At 70.6% G+C, this 22,627-nt stretch carries 21 protein-coding genes and 3 tRNA genes; 8 read left to right on the top strand and 16 right to left on the bottom strand.

Going from position 1 to position 22,627, the window contains the following annotated elements; translation table 11 throughout:
- Positions 1-61: 61 nt before the first annotated feature.
- The 4 genes from rhaS to B0I33_RS24655 are packed head-to-tail and all read right to left on the bottom strand — an operon-like array spanning position 62 to position 4,752.
- On the bottom strand, positions 62-1,150 hold the full coding sequence (gene rhaS / locus B0I33_RS24670) for a rhamnose ABC transporter substrate-binding protein (RefSeq protein WP_106181265.1): 1,089 nt from the start codon (positions 1,148-1,150) through the stop codon (positions 62-64).
- Positions 1,147-2,250 (bottom strand): ABC transporter permease, encoded by a 1,104-nt coding sequence (locus B0I33_RS24665; protein ID WP_245901028.1) that lies wholly within the window; start codon positions 2,248-2,250, stop codon positions 1,147-1,149. Before B0I33_RS24665 ends, rhaS begins: the two co-directional genes overlap by 4 nt.
- On the bottom strand, positions 2,243-3,244 hold the full coding sequence (locus tag B0I33_RS24660) for an ABC transporter permease (RefSeq protein WP_106181264.1): 1,002 nt from the start codon (positions 3,242-3,244) through the stop codon (positions 2,243-2,245). Before B0I33_RS24660 ends, B0I33_RS24665 begins: the two co-directional genes overlap by 8 nt.
- Entirely contained in the window at positions 3,241-4,752 is a 1,512-nt protein-coding gene (locus B0I33_RS24655; protein WP_245901026.1) for a sugar ABC transporter ATP-binding protein, read from the bottom strand. Before B0I33_RS24655 ends, B0I33_RS24660 begins: the two co-directional genes overlap by 4 nt.
- A 251-nt stretch (positions 4,753-5,003) precedes the next feature.
- Here B0I33_RS24655 and B0I33_RS24650 point away from each other — a divergent pair, with 251 nt between their 5' ends.
- Entirely contained in the window at positions 5,004-6,014 is a 1,011-nt protein-coding gene (locus B0I33_RS24650; RefSeq protein WP_106181262.1) for a LacI family DNA-binding transcriptional regulator, read from the top strand.
- A 28-nt stretch (positions 6,015-6,042) separates the two neighbouring features.
- Here B0I33_RS24650 and B0I33_RS24645 read toward each other — a convergent pair whose 3' ends face one another.
- Positions 6,043-6,975, bottom strand: coding sequence for an alpha/beta hydrolase fold domain-containing protein (locus B0I33_RS24645; protein WP_245901024.1), 933 nt, complete (start codon positions 6,973-6,975; stop codon positions 6,043-6,045).
- A 199-nt stretch (positions 6,976-7,174) separates the two neighbouring features.
- Here B0I33_RS24645 and B0I33_RS24640 point away from each other — a divergent pair, with 199 nt between their 5' ends.
- On the top strand, positions 7,175-8,254 hold the full coding sequence (locus B0I33_RS24640; RefSeq protein ID WP_219927258.1) for a hypothetical protein: 1,080 nt from the start codon (positions 7,175-7,177) through the stop codon (positions 8,252-8,254).
- Positions 8,255-8,342: 88 nt separating this feature from the next.
- Here the strand turns inward: B0I33_RS24640 and B0I33_RS24635 are convergent, their stop codons facing one another.
- Both B0I33_RS24635 and B0I33_RS24630 read right to left on the bottom strand, forming a co-directional pair.
- Complete coding sequence (locus B0I33_RS24635; RefSeq protein ID WP_106181435.1) at positions 8,343-8,792, bottom strand: DUF4383 domain-containing protein; 450 nt, start codon at positions 8,790-8,792, stop codon at positions 8,343-8,345.
- Between the two features lie 193 nt (positions 8,793-8,985).
- Positions 8,986-10,650 (bottom strand): RecQ family ATP-dependent DNA helicase, encoded by a 1,665-nt coding sequence (locus tag B0I33_RS24630; protein ID WP_245901022.1) that lies wholly within the window; start codon positions 10,648-10,650, stop codon positions 8,986-8,988.
- Between the two features lie 125 nt (positions 10,651-10,775).
- On the opposite strand from B0I33_RS24630, the gene B0I33_RS24625 reads away from it, so the two are divergent.
- Together B0I33_RS24625 and B0I33_RS24620 are read left to right on the top strand one after the other, a co-directional pair.
- A complete protein-coding gene (locus B0I33_RS24625; RefSeq protein ID WP_245901020.1) occupies positions 10,776-11,582 on the top strand; it encodes an IclR family transcriptional regulator in 807 nt (268 codons plus the stop codon).
- Position 11,583: 1 nt separating this feature from the next.
- Entirely contained in the window at positions 11,584-12,357 is a 774-nt protein-coding gene (locus tag B0I33_RS24620; protein ID WP_106181259.1) for a sulfite exporter TauE/SafE family protein, read from the top strand.
- Positions 12,358-12,423: 66 nt separating this feature from the next.
- On the opposite strand, the gene B0I33_RS24615 is transcribed toward B0I33_RS24620, so the two are convergent.
- The 7 genes from B0I33_RS24615 to B0I33_RS24585 form a co-directional block, all read right to left on the bottom strand.
- Positions 12,424-13,125 carry a maleylpyruvate isomerase family mycothiol-dependent enzyme gene (locus tag B0I33_RS24615; RefSeq protein ID WP_181193439.1) on the bottom strand — a complete coding sequence of 234 codons (702 nt, stop codon included), beginning with the start codon at positions 13,123-13,125 and terminating at the stop codon, positions 12,424-12,426.
- A gap of 190 nt (positions 13,126-13,315) precedes the next feature.
- On the bottom strand, positions 13,316-13,669 hold the full coding sequence (locus B0I33_RS24610) for a YciI family protein (RefSeq protein ID WP_106181257.1): 354 nt from the start codon (positions 13,667-13,669) through the stop codon (positions 13,316-13,318).
- Between the two features lie 328 nt (positions 13,670-13,997).
- A tRNA-Phe gene (locus tag B0I33_RS24605) sits at positions 13,998-14,071 on the bottom strand.
- Between the two features lie 28 nt (positions 14,072-14,099).
- A tRNA-Asp gene (locus B0I33_RS24600) sits at positions 14,100-14,176 on the bottom strand.
- 22 nt (positions 14,177-14,198) lie between these two features.
- Positions 14,199-14,271 (bottom strand) — tRNA-Glu (locus tag B0I33_RS24595).
- A 141-nt stretch (positions 14,272-14,412) separates the two neighbouring features.
- Positions 14,413-15,207, bottom strand: a complete 795-nt coding sequence (locus tag B0I33_RS24590; protein ID WP_245901019.1) for an SCO6745 family protein — start codon at positions 15,205-15,207, stop codon at positions 14,413-14,415.
- A gap of 178 nt (positions 15,208-15,385) precedes the next feature.
- On the bottom strand, positions 15,386-15,637 hold the full coding sequence (locus B0I33_RS24585) for a hypothetical protein (RefSeq protein ID WP_106181433.1): 252 nt from the start codon (positions 15,635-15,637) through the stop codon (positions 15,386-15,388).
- A 482-nt stretch (positions 15,638-16,119) separates the two neighbouring features.
- Between B0I33_RS24585 and B0I33_RS24580 the strand changes: the two genes are divergently transcribed.
- Positions 16,120-16,548: a hypothetical protein gene (locus B0I33_RS24580; RefSeq protein ID WP_106181256.1), complete on the top strand. Its 429-nt coding sequence runs from the start codon at positions 16,120-16,122 to the stop codon at positions 16,546-16,548.
- 73 nt (positions 16,549-16,621) lie between these two features.
- Here B0I33_RS24580 and B0I33_RS24575 read toward each other — a convergent pair whose 3' ends face one another.
- The gene (locus B0I33_RS24575) at positions 16,622-16,825 is read right to left on the bottom strand and encodes a cold-shock protein (RefSeq protein WP_106181255.1); all 204 of its coding nucleotides are present in this window, start codon (positions 16,823-16,825) and stop codon (positions 16,622-16,624) included.
- A gap of 453 nt (positions 16,826-17,278) precedes the next feature.
- On the opposite strand from B0I33_RS24575, the gene B0I33_RS24570 reads away from it, so the two are divergent.
- From B0I33_RS24570 to B0I33_RS24560, 3 genes are read left to right on the top strand one after another with little or no spacing between them, the layout of a single operon-like run.
- Positions 17,279-18,472, top strand: a complete 1,194-nt coding sequence (locus B0I33_RS24570; RefSeq protein WP_106181254.1) for a L,D-transpeptidase — start codon at positions 17,279-17,281, stop codon at positions 18,470-18,472.
- 28 nt (positions 18,473-18,500) lie between these two features.
- On the top strand, positions 18,501-19,082 hold the full coding sequence (locus tag B0I33_RS24565; protein WP_106181253.1) for a PaaI family thioesterase: 582 nt from the start codon (positions 18,501-18,503) through the stop codon (positions 19,080-19,082).
- Entirely contained in the window at positions 19,082-20,245 is a 1,164-nt protein-coding gene (locus B0I33_RS24560) for a metallophosphoesterase (protein WP_106181252.1), read from the top strand. The genes B0I33_RS24565 and B0I33_RS24560 overlap by 1 nt, the downstream gene beginning before the upstream one ends.
- 12 nt (positions 20,246-20,257) lie before the next feature.
- Here the strand turns inward: B0I33_RS24560 and B0I33_RS24555 are convergent, their stop codons facing one another.
- The gene (locus B0I33_RS24555; RefSeq protein ID WP_106181251.1) at positions 20,258-22,627 is read right to left on the bottom strand and encodes a serine/threonine-protein kinase; all 2,370 of its coding nucleotides are present in this window, start codon (positions 22,625-22,627) and stop codon (positions 20,258-20,260) included.

Raw genomic sequence — 22,627 nt, 5'->3', positions numbered from 1 at the left:
TGGGGTCGTGAGTGAAAATCGTTGTTCTAACCACGTTCCCCACTCACGACCCCGTGCGCCGTCAGAAGTCGTAGTCGTCGATGTTGTCGGCGTTGAACGTCGTCGGCGGACCGAGGATGATCTCCCCGTTCTTGCCGATCGTGCGCTCACCCAGCTCGCCGGCCTTGAGGACCTCGCCCTCCTTGCCGGTGATCTGCCCGGAAGCCAGCGCGGCGGCCGCGTAGCCGGCCAGGTAGCCCAGCTGCTCCGGGTCCCACAGTGCGAACTCGGTGACCGTGCCGTCCTTAATGAACTGCCGCATCTGGTTCGGCGTGCCGAGCCCGGTCAGCGCAACCTTGCCCTTGTACGGCGACGACGAGATGTAGCGGGCCGCGGCGGAGATGCCCACCGTCGTGGGCGAGACGATGCCCTTGAGGTCCGGAATGGACTTCAACAGCGCCTGCGTCTCCTGGAAGGACTGCTGGTCGTCGTCGTTGCCGTAGGCGACCTTCACGAGCTCGATGCCGGAGTACTCCGGCTTCTTCAGCTCGTCCTTCATGTACTCGATCCAGGTGTTCTGGTTCGTGGCGTTCGGCGTCGCGGAGAGGATCGCGATCTTGCCCTTGCCGCCGATCTGCTCGGCGATCATCTTGATCTGCGTGCGGCCGATGTCCTCCGAGTTGGCCTGGTTGACGAACACCTGGCGCGCGTCGGTCGCCGCATCGGAGTCGTAGCTCACCACCGCGATGCCCTTGGCCATCGCCTCCTTGAGCGCGGGCGCGACCGCGTTCGGGTCGTTGGCCGCGATCACGATGGCGTCCTGGTTCTGCTGCACCAGCGTGTTGATGTACGACACCTGCGACGAGGCGGACGCGTCGGAGGGGCCGACCTCCTTGCCCGTGCCGCCGAGCTCCTCGACGGCGGCGATGCCGCCCTGGTCGACGAGGTTCTCGTACGGGTTGTCGATCTCCTTCGGCAGGAAGGCGATCTTCAGGCCCTCCTTGATGGGGGCGTTGGGGTCGGCGACCTTCTCCGTGCCCGAGCCGCCTGCGTCGGCCTGCGGCGCCGAGTCCTTCGTCGTGCCACCGCAGGCCGCGACCAGCGCGAACGCGAGCCCGGCTCCGGTCACCGCCAGCGCGGCGCGAGCCCTTCTGGTTCGGGAGCGGATCATCGTTGGTCCTCCTCGTTGGGTCCGTGGGACACACCCACGGGATCGGGGTCTGGTACGGAAACCGGTTCCGGCTCAGGGGGTGCCGGGTCCGCCGCGGCGGCCGGTGCCGGTGGGCGCCTGCGCCGCAGCAGGGTCGCGATCACCGGCACGAGCACGGAGATGATGAGCAGCAGGCCGTTGATCACGTTCTGGATCTCGTTGGTGACGTCGTTGAGGAACAGCACGTTCCGCAGACCTGCCATCAGCAGGAGCGCGCTCGAAACGCCGATGACCGTGCCCCGCCCGCCGAAGATCGAGACACCGCCGAGCAGCACGGCGGCCACGGCGATCAGCTCCATGCCGTAGCCGTTGTCCGCCCTGGCGCTGTTGTAGCGGAGGGTGTAGACGAGCGACGCGACCGCGCACAGCACGCCAGAGACGATGTAGAGGGTGAACCGTAGCCGTTCCACGCGGATTCCGGAGAACCGCGCCGTCTGCTCCCCGAGCCCGACCGCGTACAGCGAGCGGCCGATCGGCGTGTAGTGCACCACCACCGCGGCGAGTACGCACACGACGAGCACGAGCAGCGTCGGATACGGCAGGAACGTGCCGGGCACGGTGTCGGTCGCGAGCGGCCGGTAGTTCGCGGGGAAGCCGGTGACCGCGCCGTCGCCGAGCACCACGTACGCGAGTCCCCGGTACAGGCCGAGCGTGCCGATGGTGACCGCGAGCGCGGGCAGCCCGAACTTCACGATCAGCCCGGCGTTCACCGAGCCGAGCAGCGCGCCGGCCAGCAGCACGACGGGCACGATCGTCTCGAATGAGACCCCGGCGTTCCAGAGCGCTCCGGTCAGCGCGGAGCAGAAGCCGAGGATCGAGGCGACCGAGAGGTCGATGTGCCCGGTGAGGATGATCGGCAGCAGCGCCATCGCGAGCAGCGCCACCTCGGTGTAGTCGAGCAGCAGGAAGCTGATGTTGTCGGCCTCGGCGAAACCGGGTGTGCTCGCCGATCCGAACACGAACACCAGCACGCACAGGGCGAGCAGGATCGTCTCCCACCGCAGGACCGCGCCGACGCCGAACCTCCGGCGGGGCACCGTCGCCAGCTTCTGGTCAGACACGGCGCAGGCTCCTTTCCTTCCGCAGGCGTTCGGCGACCCGGAGCATCACGGCCCGGTCGAGCGAGATGGCGAGCAGCAGCGCGGCGCCGTCCACGGCGCGCTGCCAGAACGCGGGGACGCCGAGGATGGGCAGCGCACCGGTGATCGTCGTGAGCAGCAGCGCACCGAGCGCGGCCCCGAGCACCGTCCCGCTGCCGCCGAAGATCGCGACGCCGCCGACCACGACCGCGGCCACGACGGCGAGTTCCTTGCCGGTGCCGACGGAGGCGTTGATCGTGCCGAAGTAGGACGCGTGCAGTACCCCGGCGAGGCCGACCAGCGCGCCCGAGATCACGAACGAGGTGAACACCCGCCTGCCCGCCGGGATACCGGCCAGCCGTGCCGCCTGCGGGTTGGAGCCGATCGCGTACAGCTCCCGGCCGGAGCGCCAGTTGTGCAGCGCGTACCCGGCGATCCCGAGCGCGACCAGGGCGATGAGCGTCAGGTGCGGGATGCCGAGGACGGAGCCGCTGCCGAAGCTGAGGAACTCGGGCGACATCTGGTCGGCGTTGATCTGGTGCACGCCGGTGGCGCTCGCCCAGCCGTAGTCGATTCCGCGGAAGACATAGAGCGTGCCGAGGGTGACCACGAGGGCGGGCACCTTCGCGATGGCGACCAGCGCGCCGTTGAACGCACCGCACGCGGCGCCGAGCGCCATCCCTGCCAGCATCACGACGATCACCGGGGTGCCGGAGTCGGCGATGAACATCTGCCCGGACAGGTACGCCGTGAGCCCCATCACCGAACCGACCGACAGGTCGATGTTGCGGGTGATGACCAGCAGCGTCTGGCCGATCGCGAGCAACGCGATGATCGAGGCGTTGAGGAACATGTCGTGCAGGCCCTGCGGGCTGACGAACGACGGGTTCACGAACGCCGTCACGGCGACGACCGCGACGAGCGCCCCGACGATGCTCATCTCCCTGCCGGACAGCAGCGAGTGCACGCGGTTCATGCCGCGCTGCCTTCCTCGCCCGCGCGGCCGTTCCCGGTTGCCGCGTACATGACGGTCTCCTCGTTCGCTTCCTCTTTGGACAGTTCGGCGGTGAGCCTGCCCTCGTGCATGACCAGGACGCGGTCGGCCATGCCGAGCACCTCGGGCAGTTCGGAGGAGATGAGCAGCACCGCCATCCCCTCGGCAGCCAGTTCGGAGAGCAGCGCGTGCACCTCGACCTTCGCGCCGATGTCGATGCCCCTGGTCGGTTCGTCGACGATCAGCACGGACGGTTCGGTGGCCAGCCACTTGCCGAGGACGACCTTCTGCTGGTTGCCGCCGGAGAGCGTCGCGGCGGGGTCGGCGAGTCGCCCGTACTTCAGACCGAGGCGTTCACCCCACGCGGCGGCGAGCGCGCGTTCCCTCGACTGCCGCGTGATGCCGGCAGGCGACACCTGGCGCAGCCGGGCCAGGCTCGTGTTGCGTTCGATCGGCAGTTCCAGGACCAGGCCCTGCTCCCGGCGGTCCTCGGGGACGAGCGCGACACCCGCGGCGATGGCCGCCTTCGGGTCCCCGGCGCGCAGTGGCCTGCCGTTCACGGTGACCGTGCCCGCGTCCCGCCCGTCCACCCCGAAGACCGCGCGTGCGACCTCGGACCTGCCCGAACCGACGAGTCCCGCGAGGCCGACGATCTCGCCCGCACGGACGGAGAAGGAGATGTCGTTGAAGTGGCCCGCCCTCGTCAACCCCTCGACGACGAGCACGTCGGCACCCGCCTCGTGTTCCCTGGTGGGGAACAGCTGCTCGACCGAGCGGCCGACCATGCAGCGCACGAGCTCGTCGTTGGTGATCTCGCTCATCCGGGAACTGGTGACGAAGGCGCCGTCGCGCAGCACGGTCACGCGGTCGCACAGGGCGTACATCTCGTCCAGCCGGTGCGAGATGAACAGTAGCGCCGCGCCGCGTTCGGCGAGTCCGCGCGCGACACGGAACAGCCGTTCGGCCTCGACGGCGGACAGCGCGGCGGTCGGCTCGTCCATCACGATGATCCGCGCGTCGGCGACGAGCGCCTTGGCGATCTCGATGATCTGCTGGTCGGCGATGGACAGGCCGCGGGTCTGCCGGGCCGGGTCGAGCGGCACCCCCAGCCGCTCGAACACCTCGGCGGCACCGCGGTGCATGGCGCGCCGGTCGATCCGGCGACCCTGCCGCAGCGGCTGCCTGCCCATGAAGACGTTCTCGGCGACGCTCAGGTCGGGGAACTGGATCGGCTCCTGGTGGATGACGGCGACGCCCCGCTGCTGGGCGTCCCGGGGAGCGGAGAACCGCACCGGCTCGCCGTCGAGGAGGACCTCGCCGCTGTCGGGCTGGTGCTCGCCACCGATGATCCGGACGACCGTCGACTTGCCCGCACCGTTCTCCCCGGCGAGCGCGTGCACCTCTCCGGCACGCAGCGCGAGCGAAACGCCGCGCAGTGCCCGCACCGCCTGGAACGACTTGGTGACGTCCCGCAGCTCAAGAAGCGGCACGGAGGGATGCTCCGTTGCTTCCACGATGCCCTCCCTCGTTGGAGACCAGGAAACGTGTCGGCATGAAACGTTTCACACAGTGGCGCTCAACGTAGGGGAGGCGATCCCACCCGTCAAGACCTCCAGTGACGGGCCGTTGGTAACGATCCGGCGTACCAGGTCCCGCGCCGCCCGTGCTAGCGTGCACCCGACGACACGGGGTGTCACACGGGTTGTGCGCTGACACGTTTCAAGAGCGAGGATCGAAGGCAATGTCTCCGAGCATCAAGGACGTCGCCGAACGCGCCGGCGTCTCGGTCGGCACCGTGTCCAACGTCCTCAACCACCCCGAACGCGTCGCCGACAGCACCCGGGCCGCGGTGCAGGCCGCGATCTCCGCACTCGGTTTCGTGCGCAACTCCTCCGCGGCGCAGCTGCGGGCGGGCACGAGCCGCTCCATCGGGCTGATCGTGCTCGACATGGCCAACCCGTTCTTCCACGACGTCGCCCGCGGCGCCGAGGACGTCGCGGACGAGCTCGGCTACGCGGTCGTACTGTGCAACTCCGACGACCAGCCGTCCAGGGAGAACCGCTACCTGCAGGTGCTGGAGGAGCAGCGGGTGCGGGGCGTGCTGATCACGCCGATCGAGGTCGGCTCGGAGCGGCTCGACGCGCTGCGCAGGCGGGGTACGCCCACCGTTCTGGTGGACCGCCACGATCCGCGCGTCAACTGCTGCTCGGTGGCGGTGGACGACGTCGTCGGCGGCGAGCTGGCCGGAGCGCACCTGCTGGGCCTCGGGCACGAGCGGATCCTGTACCTGACCGGGCCGCTCGGCCTGCGGCAGTGCGCCGACCGGCTCACCGGCCTGCGCCAGGCCGTCGCCGCCGCCGGCCTCGACCCCGGCGAGGTGATCGACGTCGTGGAGGAACGGGCGATGAACGCGCGCACCGCGCACGACGCCGCCCGCGCCCGGTTCGCCGACGACCGGGCCACCACCGCGGTGTTCTGCGCGAACGACCTGATGGCCCTCGGCGTGCTGCGGGCGGCGCTGAACACGGGCCGCCGCGTCCCGGACGACCTCGCGATCGTCGGCTACGACGACATCGAGTTCGCCGCCGACGCCGCCGTTCCGCTGACCTCGATCCGCCAGCCGACGCAGCAGATCGGCCGTGCGGCCGCCCAGCTGCTGGTGGAGGAGTGCGACCACCCGGAGACCCACGCCCACCAGCAGGTGATGTTCAAACCGGAGCTCGTGATCCGGGACTCCACGACTCGTGAGTGAGCAACGTGGTGCTCACCACGTTGCGCGGTCACGAGGGGTGACCAGGCACGGGAGCGCGCTCGACGAGGCTCGCGATGCGCTCCAGCGCGTCCCTGCCCTCGGGGATCGACATGAGCGGCCAGGCGTGGATCATCTGCTCGTACTCGTGGTAGGCGATCTCGACACCGCGCCGCTCGGCCTCGTCGCGCAGGTTCCTGGCATCGGCGAGCAGGACGTCCCTCGTGCCGACGAACACGCTGACGCGGTCGAGGGCGGACAGCGGCCCGAACAGCGGACTGACCCGCGGATCGCGCGGGTTCCGGTTGTCGGCGTACATCCGGCCCGCCGCACGCAGCCCGTTGACGGCCAGGTAGGGGTCCTTGCGGTCCAGCTCCGGCTGCCGGGGGTCGGTCATCGTCACGTCCAGCCACGGGGAGAGCAGCACGACCTCCTTGGGTTGTGGCCTGCCCGCCTCCTCCAGGGATTCGGCGATGACCAGGGTCAGCGCGCCGCCCGCCGAGTCCCCCATGAGGACCTGGTCGGCGGGATCGACCTGGCCGAGGATCTCGTCGTAGGCGGCCGCCACCATGGGCACCGTGTCCGCGCAGGTGTGCTGGGGCGCCAGTGGATAGATCACCGCCGTCACCGTGCACCCGGTCCGCTCGATCAGCCGGACGAAGAACGCCCAGTGGTCGCTCAGGATCTGGTGGACGTAGGCGCCGCCGTGGAAGTACAGGACGTGCTTGCCACGTGCCGGGCGGAACGGTTCGAGCGTGTAACACGGCCTGCCCCGGACCTCGGTGCAGCGCACGGACACCTGGTCGTGCACCCACGCCGGGGGCCGTGCCGGGTCGCTCCGCTGGTTCTCCCTGATGCTCTCGTGAAACGTGCCGAGGTCGGCGTAAACGCGTTTGCGACGGGCGAGGCGCAGGCGGGCGAGCAGGATCGCCGCCTGCGGGCTCATCCCCGCGATGGTGATCACACGAGCCTCCTCGGGTCCTCGTCCGCGTCGAGCTGGTCGCCAAGGAAGTCCCCGAATGGGCCGCAGCCAAAACAGGTACCGCCCCATCAGGGCACCGTTTGCCGCAGCGCGCCGGGGGTACCAGCAGGGGCGGTCCTGCCGAAGACGAGCACAGGGATGTGAGCTGGTAGCCGACCTGAAGCCGGGCCACGACGGTGGTATGGCCGTCATCGAGAACAGGCGACTGGCCCTGTCGATCGAGTTGGAGAAGGATTCGTTCCCGCGCCACGCCGCCTTCACCCCGAGCACACTCCGGGACGTGGCGGAGGCCATCGACGCCCCGCCCGATGTGCTGGCGCCCGGCGGCTGGCAGGCGGGACGGCAACCGATCGCGGCCGGGTACCACGGCACGCACGCACCGAGCCGCGGGTGGACGACGTGGTTCGGCAGGCAGGCGGAGTACCTCTCGTCCTCGCACGTCCGGTCGCACATCATGATGGCGCTGGGCAGGGTTCCCCGGCTGGAACGCCCCGGGCAGCAGGCCGTCCTGGTGTGGGAGGGCGTCACCGGGGCCTTCTACCTGGTGGACGAGCGGTACCGGGTGTGCCGGGAGATTCCGGTGCTGTCGGCGCCCGGCGCCAGGTACGCGTTCCGCTACGCACTGGCCGACCCCACCTTCCCCGACTCGGGCGCCGTGCCCGATCTGGGCGTGAGCGGCAAGCTCATGGCGCTGGCCGCGTACGGCGACGCGAAGGCGGCCGACCCGCTGCTCGCGGACACCGTGGAGCGGATCCTCACCCTGGACTCGCTGTACCCGGCACCGAAGGAGCGGTTCCGCGACTCCCCCGGGTACAACGCGGGAGTGGAGTCCGAAGTGGCCAAACACGCCGCCGCACTGCTCACCGACCGGCTGTACCAGGTGTTCGCGCGGGCGGCTCGGGACGAGCTGCCCGAGGGTGTGCCGCTGCGGATCTCCGGTGGCTGCGGACTCAACTGCGACTGGAGCGAACGGTGGCGGCGGGACGGCTTCTCGTCGGTGTTCGTGCCGCCGTGCATCATCGAGGGAGACCCGCACATCGACTGGGATGTCTACAGCGGACTCGAGTTCCGGCACGACGCCGAACCCGGCCCGGCGCGGTGGACCGCTCGCGCGCTCGTTGCTCGCGGAGCCGTTCCAGGCCGCCACCCGGGACCGGCTCAACGAGATCAAGCAGCGGGCGCAGGTGGACGGCACCGAGCGGTGCGGCACCGGCATCCTGTGCAACACCTCGCTGAACCACAAGGGCAACGGCTTTCTTAACCGCATGTCCGATCTGCTGGCGTACTGCGAGGCCCGGGGTGTCGCCGACATCGTCGTCGGCGACACCTGGTACGGGCGTCGCTGACCGTCAGCCGATCCGCCTGCGCTCGATCGCCGTGGCCACCAGCGCCGCGGCGATCATGCCGACACCGAGACCGAGGTGCAGCCAGTTGTCGGGCGTGTTGACGGGAATGAAGTTCGCGTCGCTGGACAGGTCCACCCACACGCCGTACGCGGTCAGGATCAGGTACACCAAGCCGCCGACCAGCAGGAAGATCCTGGACATCGCGGCGGACATGGCCGCGGCCAGGCCCAGCACCCCGAAGGCAAGGTGCACCAGGTTGTGCAGGATGGATACGGCGAAGACGCCGAACAGCATCGCGTCCGCGTCCGGGCCCGCCCATTCGAGCTGGTCGTAGTTGGTGGTGACGCCGGGGATGAACCCCAGTACGCCGACCACCAGGAACACCGCGCCGACCAGCGCGGCGACGCGCTGTACCGGTCTGGTCCTGGTTCGACTCGCGCGTGCTTCGGTCACGGCGGCCCCCTTCACTCGGGAACGGGCAATTGCGTCCGGGACGCAGGAGTAGCCGCCGGACACCCGTGCCAAACCGGTTCCGTCGATCGACCGGGTGGTACTCGACGTGAATGCCCTTGGCGCAGCCGGGGGAGACCTGATGGCCGGACGATGCTGGAGGACCGCACCGGCACGGGTGGCGAGCGGTGAACCCTCACTCCCTGGTGAGCAGGCGGCCCCGGCGAACGGCGGGCATGGACAGCGTGCGGTAGCCGAGGTCGTCGAAGAGGACCGTGAGCCGGTCGTCCTCGTGGTAGACCACCGTGCCGCTGCCCCACTCGCGGTGCCGCACGCGGGTGTCGGCGGGGAACTCGGCGTCGGTGGCGGCCGAGGTCGTGTGTTCCTGCGCGGTGCCCGCGGCGCACGTGTCGCAGAACCCGCACGGCCGTTCGAGTGGTTCACCGAAGTAGCCGAGCAGGTAGCGGCGGCGGCACGAACGCGTCTCGGCGTAGTGCCGCATGATCTCGATACGGGAGCGGCCGAGACGCTCGCGGCGCTCGAACTCCCCCGCCACCCGGTCCACGGCCTCCTCGGTGCCCGGGTCTTCGCGGCCGAGGTCGAACCGGCCCTCGGCGGTGGGCCGGAGGACATCGGCGTCGTACAGCAGGTCGAGGCTGCGCATCGTCCTCCGGTGACTGTGCCCGACCTCCCGGTCCACGTCCTGCGGGCTCGCCGGCCCCTCGTGGTCGCGCACCGCCTCGGCCACCTCACGCACGCTGTCGGCGTCGAAGCGCCGTGCGGTGAGGAAGCGTTGCAGGCCGAGGTCCTGCGGCCGGTAGAACAGCACCGCGTCGGCCCGCCGTTCGTCGCGCCCGGCGCGCCCGATCTGCTGGTAGTAGGAGTCGAGCGACTCCGGCGCCGAGGCGTGCGCGACGAACCGGACGTTGGGCTTGTCGATACCCATCCCGAAGGCGGAGGTCGCCACCACGACGTCCAGCTCGTCGGCGAGAAAGCGCTCGTGCACGCGTGCCTTCTCCGCGCGGTCGATCCCGGCGTGGAAGGCCGCGGCGCGGATGCCCCGCGCGGCGAGTTCCGCGGCGTAGCGTTCGGTGTCCCTGCGGCTGGCCGCGTAGACGAGCCCCGGCTTGTCGGCGGCGACGGTCCAGTCCACCACCGCGGCGCGCTTGCTGTCGTCGTCGGCGAACCGGCGCACCTCCAGGTACAGCTCGGGCCGGTCGAACCCGGCCACGACTCGCGCCGGGTCCCGCATGCCGAGCCGGTCGACGATGTCATCCCGCACCGGCTGGCTCGCGGTCGCGGTGAGCGCGAGCACCCTCGGGTGACCGAGCTGCTCGACGACGTGCCCGAGCCGCAGGTAGTCGGGCCGGAAGTCGTGGCCCCACACCGAGATGCAGTGGGCCTCGTCCACGACGAACAGCGTCGGGCCCACCTGCCGCAGCTCGGCGACGACCTCGTCCTTGGCCAGCTGCTCCGGGGCGAGGAAGAGGTACTCGGCGTCGCCCGAGCCCACCGCCGCCCAGGACCGCTCGCTGTCGGTGCGCCGCTGCGCCGAGTTCACGGCGACGGCGTCGGGCGCCTCGCTGTCCCCGATCTGCGCGGCCTGGTCGTGCTGCAGGGCGATGAGCGGGGACACGACGACCGTCGGGCCCGGCAGCAGCAACGCGGGCACCTGGTAGATGGCGGACTTGCCGGCACCGGTCGGCATGACGACGAGCGTGTCCCGTCCGTCGAGCAGGTGCTCCATCGCCGCGAGCTGTTCGGGAGAGAGGTCCGACCAGCCGAAGGTTTCCTCGGCGGTACGGCGGAGGCGGTCGCGCACGTCGCGCGGTGGGCCCGGCCGGGGAGGATGCTCTGGCACCCGCGCGGTGTTCCCCGCGGGCGGCGACGGAAACCCTCTCACCTTGTCTTCATATGTAGACAAGTGTCATGCTGGTAACCTCCTCGAGAGAACACCGGCGGCATCGACGAGGAGGAGCGGACGACGTGGATGGCGAGCCCGAGCGGGGCGTGCGCGGGGTCAAGTCCGCCGCCCGGACCGTCGATCTGCTGGAGCTGCTCGCCTCGCGGCAGAACCGGCCCGCCCGCCTGCGTGAGCTGAGCGACGCGCTCGACGCCCCGCGCAGCAGTGTGTACGCGCTCATCCGCACGCTCGTCGAGCGTGGCTGGGTGCGGGCCGACGCCACGGGGACGCAGTACAGCATCGGGATCAGAGCCCTGCTGGCGGGAACGACCTATTTGGACACGGATCCTTACCTGCGCATCGCGCAGCCCCACATCGCCGATCTCAGCGCCGAGCTGAACGAGACCATCCACTTCGGACGCCTGGATCGCGGGGACATCGTCTATCTGGCCACCAAGGAGTCGACCAGGTACGTGCGCCCGTTCAGCCGGGTGGGCAGGCGGCTGCCCGCGTTCAGCACCGCGATGGGCAAGTCGCTGCTGGCCGAACGGCTCGAGTCCGGAATCGGACCACACGTCCCACAGGAGCTGACCCCGCTCACCCCCAAGACGATCGTCGACCACGACGTGCTGCTGGCTGACCTGCGCCGCACGCGCGAGCGGGGGTACGCGATCGACGACGAGGAGAACTCCGCCGGGGTGCGCTGTTTCGGATTCGTGCTGCGGTACGCGAGTCCGGCCATCGACGCGATCAGCTGCTCGATCCCCGTGCACAGCCTCGACGAGCGGCGCACCGGGGAGATCCTCGACGCGATGCGCCGCACGCGGCTGGCGATCGAGCAGATGGCCCCGGTCGACCTGTCCGGAGCGGACCTGCCGACCGGGATCTAGGTTGGCCCTCGACTCGATCGCGTTGCTCGTGCTCGCGGGCGTCGGCGCGGGCCTGGCCGGCTCGGTCGCCGGGCTGGCGTCACTGTTCAGCTACCCGGCCCTGCTCGCCGCCGGGCTGCCGCCGATCGCGGCGAACGTGACCAACACGGTGGCGCTGTTCTCCACCACGGTGGGCGCGGCCGTCGGTTCCCGGCGCGAGCTGCGCGGCCAGTTGCTGCGGCTGGCCAGGCTGATGGTCCTCGCCGCCGTGGGCGGGTCGATCGGGGCCTATCTGCTGCTCACCACATCGGCACGGACGTTCGAGCTGATCGTGCCGTGGCTCATCGCGCTCGGCTCGGTGCTGCTGCTGGTCCGGGAACCGGTGCGCAGGCTGGCCGACGAGCGGGCGAGCGCCCGCGGCGGCGCGCCGCGCCTGACCGCCGGGCTCGCCGTCGCCGTGGTGCTGATCGGGTTGTACGGCGGGTACTTCGGCGCCGCGGCCGGAGTGCTGATGCTGGCGGTGCTCTCCGTGTCGGTCACGGAACCGCTGCCGGTGACCAACGCCGTGAAGAACATCGTCACGGGCGCGGCCAACGTGACCGCGGCCGTGGCGTACGCGTTCCTGGCGCCGGTCGACTGGGCCGCGGCGGGCCTGCTGGGCCTCGGCTGCCTCGTGGGCAGCTGGACCGGGCCGCGAATCGTGCGGCGGTTGCCCGAGCGGCCGTTGCGCATCGCGATCGCGCTCGCCGGCCTCGGCCTCGCGGTGCGGCTGTGGCTGTCCGCGACCGGCGGGTGAGCGGACCCCGAAGTTATCCACAGGTTTGCCCACAAGGCGTCCACCTGTGGATAACTCGATCGGGGGTCAGAGCCAGCGCGGCAGCTCCGGAACCGGAACGGTGGGCCGGAGCCGGTCCGCGTTCCCGCGTCCGGTGAGCCAGGCGGCCAGGAACTGTGGTGTTCCGGCGATCTCCCCCTCCCGGGTGCCGGAGCCGAGCGGCACGCGGCCGTGCCCCTCGGCGACGAGGTCGACGCCGCCGTCGATCCTCGCCGACATCCAGCCCGCGACCTCACGCACCAGTGCCCAGGCCAGTTCCGCCGGCAGCACGTCCATCCCGACACCGGCATCCAGGTCCACGTGGTGGATCCACACCTCGCGCACCCGCAACCACGGGATCTGCGCGGCGGGAATGTCCACGCCCTGTGCGTTGGTGACCGTGGCCGCCCAGTCGTCGGTCGTCATCGACCCGGCCGCCTCGGCGAAGCGCCGCGCGGACGTTTCCAGATCGGCCCGCTGCTCGGCGAGCGCCCGCCGGGCACCGGCCTCGATGTCGGCGTTGCGCTGGTCCGGCGAGGAGTACATCGGGGTCCGCACCCCGGTGCGCGCCCACGTCAGCAGGTTCACCAGCGCGTCGGCGTTGCGGGCCACGTGGGTGAGGACGTGTCCGCGGGTCCAGCCGGGCAGCGCCGAGGGGGCGGCGACGGCATGCTCGGGCAGGTCGGCGACGGTGCGCTCGAGGCGCTCCTGCCCCTCGCGGACCCAGCCGAGCAGCGTCTCGACATCCACCGCGGTCCCTACCCGGCGCGCCCGGCGCGCAGGCCCACCCGCGCGCCCTTCGCCGTGCGCTGCGGCCCCTCGATGTCCTCGTCGGCTCTGCGGATGAGCGGGAAACGCATCGATCGGTCCTCCCTGTGGTGCCGCCGGGGCAGCCCTGTCTACCTGCCGGCGGCACCGAGGGCAATGGGACGATCGGACCTCAACCGCAGAAACCGAACGCCATCGGCCGGACCTCGATGGGCAGCGTGATCGCCCTGGCCAGCTTGTGCCCCCACTCCAGCGCGGCGTCGAGATCCGGCGCCTCGATCACCGTGAAGCCGCCGACGTGCTCCTTGCCCTCCAGGTAGGGACCGTCGGTGACGAGGGCCTCGCTCTCCTTCACCTGCACGACGGTGGCCGAGCTCGGCGGGAGCAGGCCGCCGGAGAACACCCAGGCGCCCGCCTCGCGCATCTCGGCATTGACGGCCTCGACGTCGCGCATGATCGGGTCCAGGATCTCGGGCGGCGGCGGGTCACCGTCGGGCTGGTAGATGGTGAGCAGGTACTGCGCCATGGTGGCCTCCTCGTTCGCTGGGCAACAGGTTCGCTCACCCCGTACACGAACGCCACCCGCCCCGATCGACACCACCCCGCGGAATCTCCCCTCGCGCTCACTTTGTCCCCCAAGGCCACTTGGTTGCTGGAGTCGAGCACAGCGACGCGGAGCGTCTCCTTCTGGGTGGCGGTGGGAGACGGGTGGGCGCAACCAAGGTGGCCTTGGGGGACAGCGGGGGTTCGGGGCAGGTACTTCCGAACCCCCAACTGAGCCCCTGGCTGGACCCTGAAACGCGGAATGGCCCCCGCCAACTTCAGACGGGGGCCTTTTCTGCAGGTCAACGGTGTGGCCAGGGCCGGGGTCGAACCGGCGACCTTCCGCTTTTCAGGCGGACGCTCGTACCAACTGAGCTACCTGGCCGGAAACGCCGGCACGGAACCGAACGCTCTGGCGACCCTGACGGGACTTGAACCCGCGACCTCCGCCGTGACAGGGCGGCGCGCTAACCAACTGCGCCACAGGGCCATGTGTACTTGTCTGTACTGCGTACTCCCAACGGGATTCGAACCCGCGTTGCCGCCTTGAAAGGGCGGAGTCCTAGGCCGCTGGACGATGGGAGCCCAGTCGATTTCGGCGAACCGACCGACCGCACTTCCCCAGGTCCCCCTGGGAGCGATTACTAGCATAGGGCACCCTCCCAACCCCTTTCAAAGCGGGTACCCCTAACTCTCCGGCGACCCGGCCACCTGCGCAAACACCGATCAGCTCCGCGCCGTCGCGTCGAGCGCGCGCAGGCGGCCGGTCAACTCCGCCCACTCCGGCTCCGCCAGCCCGTCCTCGATCAGCTCGCCCATCCGCTCGTCGGTCATCCGCTGCGCCCGGTGCCAGCGCTCCCGCAGGCCCGGCTTGGCCTCGGCGCGGGCTATCAACTCCTCCGCCGCTTCGGGCCGCCACGCCGTCCGCAGCAGCCGCCCGCGCCCGCCCTCGGGGTCGGCCACGACCGCCTCGGGGACGGTCAGGCCCACGGCACGCAGAGCCGCGAAGTGCACGCCTCCGCGATACTCCCGGAGCACGTTCAGCCCGTGCACCACCCGCTCGGCGCCGCCCTCCGGCCACGCCACCCGGCGCCAGCCGCCGAACAGTGCCAGCCCACTCGGCTCGGCCGCCTCCACGAGCCTGCGCAACAGCCCGGCCAGCCGCTCGGGCTCCGCCAGCCCGGCGAGCGTCGCCCTCGCCCAGCGCGACGCCGCTTCCTGGTACGCCGTCACCGCCTCGGCCGCCCCGACCGCCTCCGCCGCCGCGGGCAGCACCGCGTCGAGCAACCAGCCAGGAAAGATTCCGAACAGATCCGCCACCACGGCGGGCGGCACCTCGCCGAGCACGCCCGCCCTGCCCCGGAAGTACAGCGCCCGCGAACGGAGCCCGGCTCCCCGTTCCACCTCCGCGAGCTGCGCCGAGAGCATGAACGCACCGCCCCAGCGCTGCACGAACGGCCTGCTCACCCGGGCGGCCTCGATCGGCGTCCCCGCCGCCTCCTCGTCGCTTCGTCTCGACACCGCGCGAAGATAACAGCGTTACGGAAACCTTGTCGCCAGATTCACGAAAGCGAAAGAGATTGCGCAGCAAGGGTGGTCCGCACTACCGGAGATTGCCCAGCAACGGTCTGGACCAGTACCTTTGAGCCGTGCTGCCCAGGTGCGCGACCAGGGGGTGCGCATCTGGGCAGCCCAATCGTCAGCGCTGGACGGGCGGCTGACCGTCCTGGTCCGGCTTCAGCCCGAGCATGTCGAGCAGCTCCGCGCAGTCATCGACGTCGGTCGCCCCGCGTGCGACGGCCAGCCGGGCCCTGCGCACCTGGTCGTCCGAGATCCGCGGCGCCTCGCCGTGCCCGGCGCGCTGCGCCGGCACCCCACCGAGGCCGGAGCCACCCTGCGCTTCTCCGTCGTAGCGCAGGAGGAACTGTCGAACTTCGAGTGATCCGCTCATGGCTCCTCCCACGGTCCTGGACATCTGTGGCCGCGAGGCTAGCGAGCGCGCGAAGCGGCCCACAGCCCCCCGGAGAGTGAAACTCCAGGCACGCTCCGTCGACTTGAGCCGCCATCCGGGCGGGACGGCGAAGGTGAACGCCCGGCAACGGCAAAGTGACAGGTCAGGAGGCTTTTTCGGATTCAACCCTCGCGGCATCCGGGGAACTCGTGTAACAATCAACGTGCTGACACACCCCCGGTCAGCGCCTGTGGAGATCCCCTCCGGCCCCCGCGTTCCTCCCCCTGGCGCGGGGGCCTCTCCATGTCCGCACCTTTCCGCCCGGCCCCCGTGAAGGCCCCCTGACGCTGCGTGCTCGCCTCCTGCGGACGTCCGTGTCGTGATCCCCCGAACAGCCCAGCGTCAGGGGAAATTTCGCGACACGCCGTGTGGCGACTGTCACAGCAACGTTGCCGTCGAGACTCAACCGTTATCGTGGGCGCGTGCCACTTCCCTCATTCGGACGGCTCGGTAGCCGCAACAACCTCAAGCCCGTGAGCCACGGTCGCCACCGCGACACCGGTTCCCGTGGTGAGACCGAGGTCGTCGACGACCACGAACTCACGAGCTACCTCGCCGCACTCGCCCCCGACACCGACGACCGGGAGAGCACCGGCTCCGGCAAGCGCTTCGGCAGCGCCCAGGTGTACCAGCTGCGCATGACGCTGATGGCCAGCGAACAGCTCAAGGAGCTCGCCGCCGAGCGCGGAACATCGCCCCAGGCGCTGGCCCAGGAGTGGGTGCTCGAGCGCCTCTCGTGGGAGTCGCGGGCACTGTCGGCGGCGCCCGGCACCTACCCCGAACCCCAGACCGACGAGCACTACTTCGACCACCAGCGGTGGGAGCAGCCGATCCGCGGCAGCCTCCGCTGACGGACCCCGGACACGAGCGAGCGCCGGCGGAAGCACCGCCGGGGCTCGTTTCGTCGAGCGAAGCGCTCGGTCGTCAGATGGCGCGAACCTTCTGCGCCTGCGGGCCCTTCTGCCCCTGACCGACCTCGAACTCCACGCGCTGGTTCTCCTCCAGGGTCTTGAAACCGGTGCCCTGGATCTCCGAGTAGTGCACGAACACGTCGCCCTCGCCGCCGTCCTGGGCGATGAAGCCGAAGCCCTTCTCGGCGTTGAACCATTTCACAGTGCCTTGCGCCACCGTCTAACTCCTCGTTACAGATCCGCATCGATGCCGCGTCAGCGACACCGAGGCCGTCCCGGGCGGTTCCAACGAGACGAGCGACAGAGCGCACACGGCTCAAGGCTCGCGTCAGAAGTTCCGCGAGTGTGAAGCCACGAACACGCAAAACGACGGCCTGATCGAGATCGTACCGGCATCCGGAGCCCGGTGGCACGGCTTGGCCGGGTATTGCTCCGACCGGGGGGAATTCGAGGCGGAACCCGTAGCGGAACACGCGACCGGAGCGATGACGTTTGCCAGGAGTGACGATGGGTACCGAGCGGACAAGTACTGGTGTACGGGACGTTTCGGCGGACACCCCGTCCACTGCCCGACAACACCACATGTGACGGCAGTCACCTTCTTCCTCGTGCAACGGGCGGCTCCCGTGCGGCGTCAGTGGGTACACGGGGACACAAGGGGAGTAAGCGAGTGAGGCAACCACACAGCGCATCGCGGCCGTTCGGGCTCGCGGCGCTCGTCCTGGCCATCCTGCTGGGGCTGACCGCGTGCACCGGCGACAGCGGCGGCGGCGCCGGCGGCCAGGGGCAGGCGGAGACCGAGGAGCAGCAGCCCGCCGCCAAGGTGACAGCGGAGCCCGCGAACGGTGCGCAGGGGATCGCGCCGCGCGATCCGGTGCGGGTGACGGTGGCCGACGGAACGATCAAGTCGGTGGCGCTGAAGAACGAGAGCGGCGAGAAGGTCGCGGGCAAGCTCACCGACGACGGCACGAGCTGGACGGTCACCGAACCGCTGGGCTACGGCAAGACCTACACCTGGTCCGGTCACGCCGTCGGCGGCAACGGCGAGCAGGTGCCCATCGAGGGATCCTTCAGCACCGTGCAGCCGGACCGGATCATCGGCGCGCGCCTGAACGTCGGCGACGACCGCACCTACGGCATCGCCATGCCGATCAGCATCACGTTCGACGACAAGGTCACCAACAAGGCCGCCGTCGAGAAGGCACTGCAGATCGAGACGACGCCCGAGACGCAAGGCTCGTGGGCGTGGCTGGAGAACGACCACTCGGTGCACTGGCGGCCCAAGGAGTACTGGGCGCCCGGCACGAAGGTGACCATGAAGGCCCCCCTTTACGGCATCGAACTCGCCGACGGCGCGTACGGCGAGCAGGACCTCACGGTCAGGTTCTCGATCGGCAGGGCACAGGTCGTGAAGGCCAACACGCAGACCCACCGGATGGCCGTCTACCGCGGCGGCGAGAAGATCGCCGACTACCCGGCGAGCTTCGGTCTCGAGTCCGACCCGGGCCGGGTCACCCGCAGCGGCACGCACGTCGTGATGTCCAAGCACGAGACGTACTTCATGAACAACCCCGGCTACGGCTACGAGGACTTCGAGGTGAAGTGGGCCGTGCGGATCTCCAACAACGGCGAGTTCACCCACGCCGCGCCCTGGTCGGTGGCCGACCAGGGCGAACGCAACGTCTCCCACGGCTGCATCAACCTGTCGCCCAGCAACGCGAAGGAGTACTTCGACATGGCGCTGATGGGCGACCCCTTCGAGGTCGAGGGCAGCAGCCAGCAGCTCGGCCCGAAGGACGGCGACTACCACGACTGGACCTACTCCTGGCAGGAGTGGACCGCCATGTCGGCCCTGGCCGAATGACCCGTTCGCGACGGGTTAGCGTGTCCGGGTGACGCAAACTGGGCAAAGCTGGCCTCCGGCCGGTACCGAACCGGTGGAACCGCATCCGGACGCACCCGGTCCAGGCAGCAAGCTGCCGCAGCACTACGAGCAGTGCTTCGGCTGCGGCGACGAGGTGGACGCGGGACTGCACATCCGCTCCGCCGTCGGTGACGGCATGGTGGTGCACTCGACGTTCACCGTCACCGAGGCACACCAGGGCGCTCCCGGTCTCGCCCACGGCGGGCTGCTGGCGTGTGCGTTCGACGAGGCGCTCGGCTCCACCGTCGGCAACCTGCTGCGCAGGCCGGCGGTCACGGGCAAGCTGGAGACCGACTTCCGGCGGCCGGTGCCGGTCGGCTCGACGCTGCACATCGCCGCGAAGCTCGACGGAGTCGCCGGCCGCAAGATCTACGCGAGCGCCGAGGGCAGGCTGGACGCCGACGACGGTCCGGTGGCCGTGCGTGCCCGCGGGTTGTTCGTGAGCGTCGACTTCACGCACTTCACCACGCACGGTGACGTGAACGCGCTGGAGAAGTTCCGGGCGGCCCGCAAGGCCCGGCCCGAGAAGGACTGGGACATCAACCCCTGATGTTCTTCGTCGTGGCGTTCGGCGTCGTCGCCCTTCTCAACCTGTACCTGTGGAAACGGCTCGTCGCCGACACGACGGCCCCGCGCACCCGGTCCCGCCGGATCGGCACGGCGGCGCTGGTCGTGCTGTTCCTGCTGGTCGTGGGCGCCCTCGTGTTCGGCACCTCCGTCGACCCCGACATCGCCCGGTGGATCGCCTGGCCCGGCTACCTGTGGCTCGCGTTGGGTTTCTACGTGCTGCTCACGCTGCTGGTGCTGGAGGTGCCGAGGCTGGCGCTGCGCCGCTGGGCCCGGCGGGAACCGGAGACCGGGGAGCGCCAGGGGGTGAGCAGGCGGGTGCTGCTGGCGAGGGGATCGGCGGCGGTGGCCGGGGCCGTGGCTGCGGGTCTCGTCGGCTACGGGACCTCGGTGGCCCTGGGGCCCCCCTCGATCACCCGGGTGCCCATCACGCTGCGCAGGCTCGACCCGCGTGCCTCCGGTTTCCGGATCGCCCTCATCAGCGACGTCCATCTGGGCCCGATCAGCGGGCGTGCGTTCATCCAGCGGATCGTCGACATGATCAACGCGGAGCGGCCGGACGCCGTGGCCATCGTCGGTGACCTCGTGGACGGCGACGTCGAGCACCTGGCGGAGGCCGTGGCGCCGCTGGCCGATCTGCGCAGCACGCACGGCACCTACTTCGTCACCGGCAACCACGAGTACTACTCCGGGTACGAGCAGTGGCTGATGCACCTGCCGACACTTGGTATCCGGGCGCTGCGCAACCAGCACGTGGAGATCACGCACAACGGCGGCGTGTTCGACCTCGCGGGCATCAACGACGCCACGGCGTACCTCTACCACGACGGTGGCGACGTCGGGAAAGCCCTCGCCGGCCGTGATCCGGACCGGGCGGTCGTGCTGCTCGCGCACCAGCCCGCGGACCTGCACAACGCGGTGCGCCACGACGTCGACCTGCTGCTCGCCGGGCACACGCACGGTGGCCAGCTGACACCGTTCGAGCTGATCGTGAGCCTGCAGCAGGGTGCCGTCGCCGGGCGCTACGACGTCGAGGGCACCACGATGTACGTCACGCGCGGGGCCGGCTTCTGGGGCCCGCCCGTGCGCGTCGGCGCGCCGCCGGACATCACGGTGGTCGAGCTCGTCAGCGGGCAGCGGGCCTAGCCGCGTCCGACGTCAGGTCAGGGTGCGCGGGCGGACGGCGTTGGCCTTGTCCACCAGTGCGATCCGTTCCTCGGCGCTGCCTGCCAGCCGGGCGAGCGCCCGGTAACAGCGTTCCAGCCCGAACCGCAGCTCCCGCTCCCTGAGCTCCCAGCCGAGCACCTTCGTGCCCGGGGTGAGGCCCTGCCCCTGCCTGCGTGCCTCGCTCGCGCAGACCCACTCGAACGCCGCCTCCAGCACCTCGGCCGTGAGCCGGGCCCGGCGTTCCGCGTCCAGGGCCAGCCGCTCCAGCCTGCCCGCCGCGTCCACGAAGTCGTGTTCGCGGACCTCGACGTGCCCGCCGCCGGTCACCCGAGTCTTGATCTTGATGGCGGCGACCTGGGCCGCCACGTGATGGGTCGACGACGGCGGCACCGACTCCAGCACCTCCACCGCGCCCGCGCGGGCGCCCTGCGCGAGGTACACCCTGGCCAGCCCGAACGCCGCGCTGACGTAGGACCGGTCGGTGCGCCACACCAGCTCGTACAGCCGGGCGGCCGCGAAGTAGTCGCCGACCATCTCCGAGCTCACGGCCATGGCGAGCTTCGGCGCGATCTCGCCGGGCAGCTCGTCGTACACCGCGTCGAACGCCGCATGCGCCACACGGGCCCGGCCGCCCGCCAGCTCGATCAGACCGCGATACCAGTCGATGCGCCAGTCGTGCGGGAAGCCCGCCTTGATCGCCAGGTACTGCGCCGCCTGCAGCTGCCTGCTGGCCTCGGAAAGCTCGCCCAGCTCGATCCGCGCCCGCACGATCCGCAGCCGGACCTCGATCGACTCCCTCGGCGCGCCCGCGAGCGCCTCGATCGCCGTCTTCGGGTCGGCCGACGCCGTGGTGGCCAGCACCCCCGCGCCCGCGTCGTCGGTGTACACCTGCGGGATCGGCAGTCCCGTCACGACCTCGCGGGGGTCGGGCAGCGGCACGTTCCGGCCGACCTCCGGCACCACCATGTCGACGCCGAACGTCCTGGTCTCCGGGCCGAACACGGTCGAGGCACCCGGCCTCGGCTCGCCGGTACCGAGCGCCATGATCTCGCGCAGCACGCCGGTGAGCTGGTCGGCCATGTCCTCCGCGGAGACGAACCGCCGCTCCGGGTCGGTGTGCGTCGCGCGCCGGAGGAACCGGTAGTAGGAGCCGAACAGCCTGAACAGCGGCACCTCGTCCCGGCTGGGCAGGGTCGTCTTGTACTTCGTGGTGTAGCCGGTGAACTCGAAGCTGAGCACGGCGAGCGTGCGACCGACGGTGAACAGGTCGGACGCCACCGAGGCGCCCTGCGTCGGCAGTTCCGGCGCGCTGTAGCCGGTGGTGAAGAACAGCGGGCTGGAGTAGTCGTCCATGCGGCGCACGGCGCCGAGGTCGATGAGCTTCAGCTGCTCGTGCGTCTGGATGACGTTGTCCGGCTTGAGGTCGCAGTACAGCAGGCCCTGGCTGTGCAGGTAGCCGAGCGCGGGCAGGATCTCCAGCCCGTACGCGATGACCTGGCCGATCGGCAGCGGCTCGGCGCGGCCGGTCTCGCGGTGGTGAGCCAGCGCGAGCTGCCGCAACGACTGCCCGCCCACGTACTCCATGACGATGTAGCCGACGGAGTTGCCGGTGTCCGGGTCGGGGTGCTGCACGAAGTTGTAGATCTTGACGATGTTCGGGTGCTCGACCTGCGCCAGGAAGCGCGTCTCGTTCACCGCCGCGGCGAGCGCGGTCGCGTCGCCGGTGTCGATCAGTCCCTTCAGGACCACCCAGCGGCCGTTGACGTTGTGGTCCTGCGCGAGGTAGATCCAGCCGAGCCCGCCGTAGGCCAGCGCGCCGAGCACCTCGTACTGCCCGCCGACCAGTTCCCGCGGCCGCAGCTTGGGCACGAACGAGTACGCCGTGCCGCACTTGTCGCACACACCGGTCGGGGCACCGGGCTCGCCGTCCCTGCCACGGCCGACCTTCGCGCCGCAGTTGCCGCAGAACCGCTTCTCCTCGGAGACGACCGGGTCGGTGAGCACCGCCGAAGCCGGGTCCCGGTACGGCACGGAAGGGACGTCGACCAGCCCGGCGCCGAGCCTGCCCCGGCGCGAGGTCCGCGACGAGGTCCGGCGGGACGTGCCGGGAAAGGCGCCGGAACCCGTGCCCGGTCCGGTGCCGGGCCCGGTGCCCGGCACGCTGCGGCCGCTCGTGCTCTGCGGGAGCACGCTCTCCGTCCCCGGGTCGGGCAGCGGTCCCGGCCCGCTGGGCTCGGGACGCGGCCCGGGCGGTGTGATGCTCTGCGTCTCCGGTGCGGGGGCGGCCAGCACGCTGGTGGGTGGCGGCTCGCCCTGGTCGCCGGGCGCGGCATGCCGGGGACGGTACGGCTCTTCCGACAC

The organism is Prauserella shujinwangii (assembly GCF_003001955.1).
Taxonomy (GTDB): Bacteria; Actinomycetota; Actinomycetes; order Mycobacteriales; family Pseudonocardiaceae; genus Qaidamihabitans; species Qaidamihabitans shujinwangii.
This window is presented reverse-complemented; position numbering and strand designations above follow the sequence as displayed.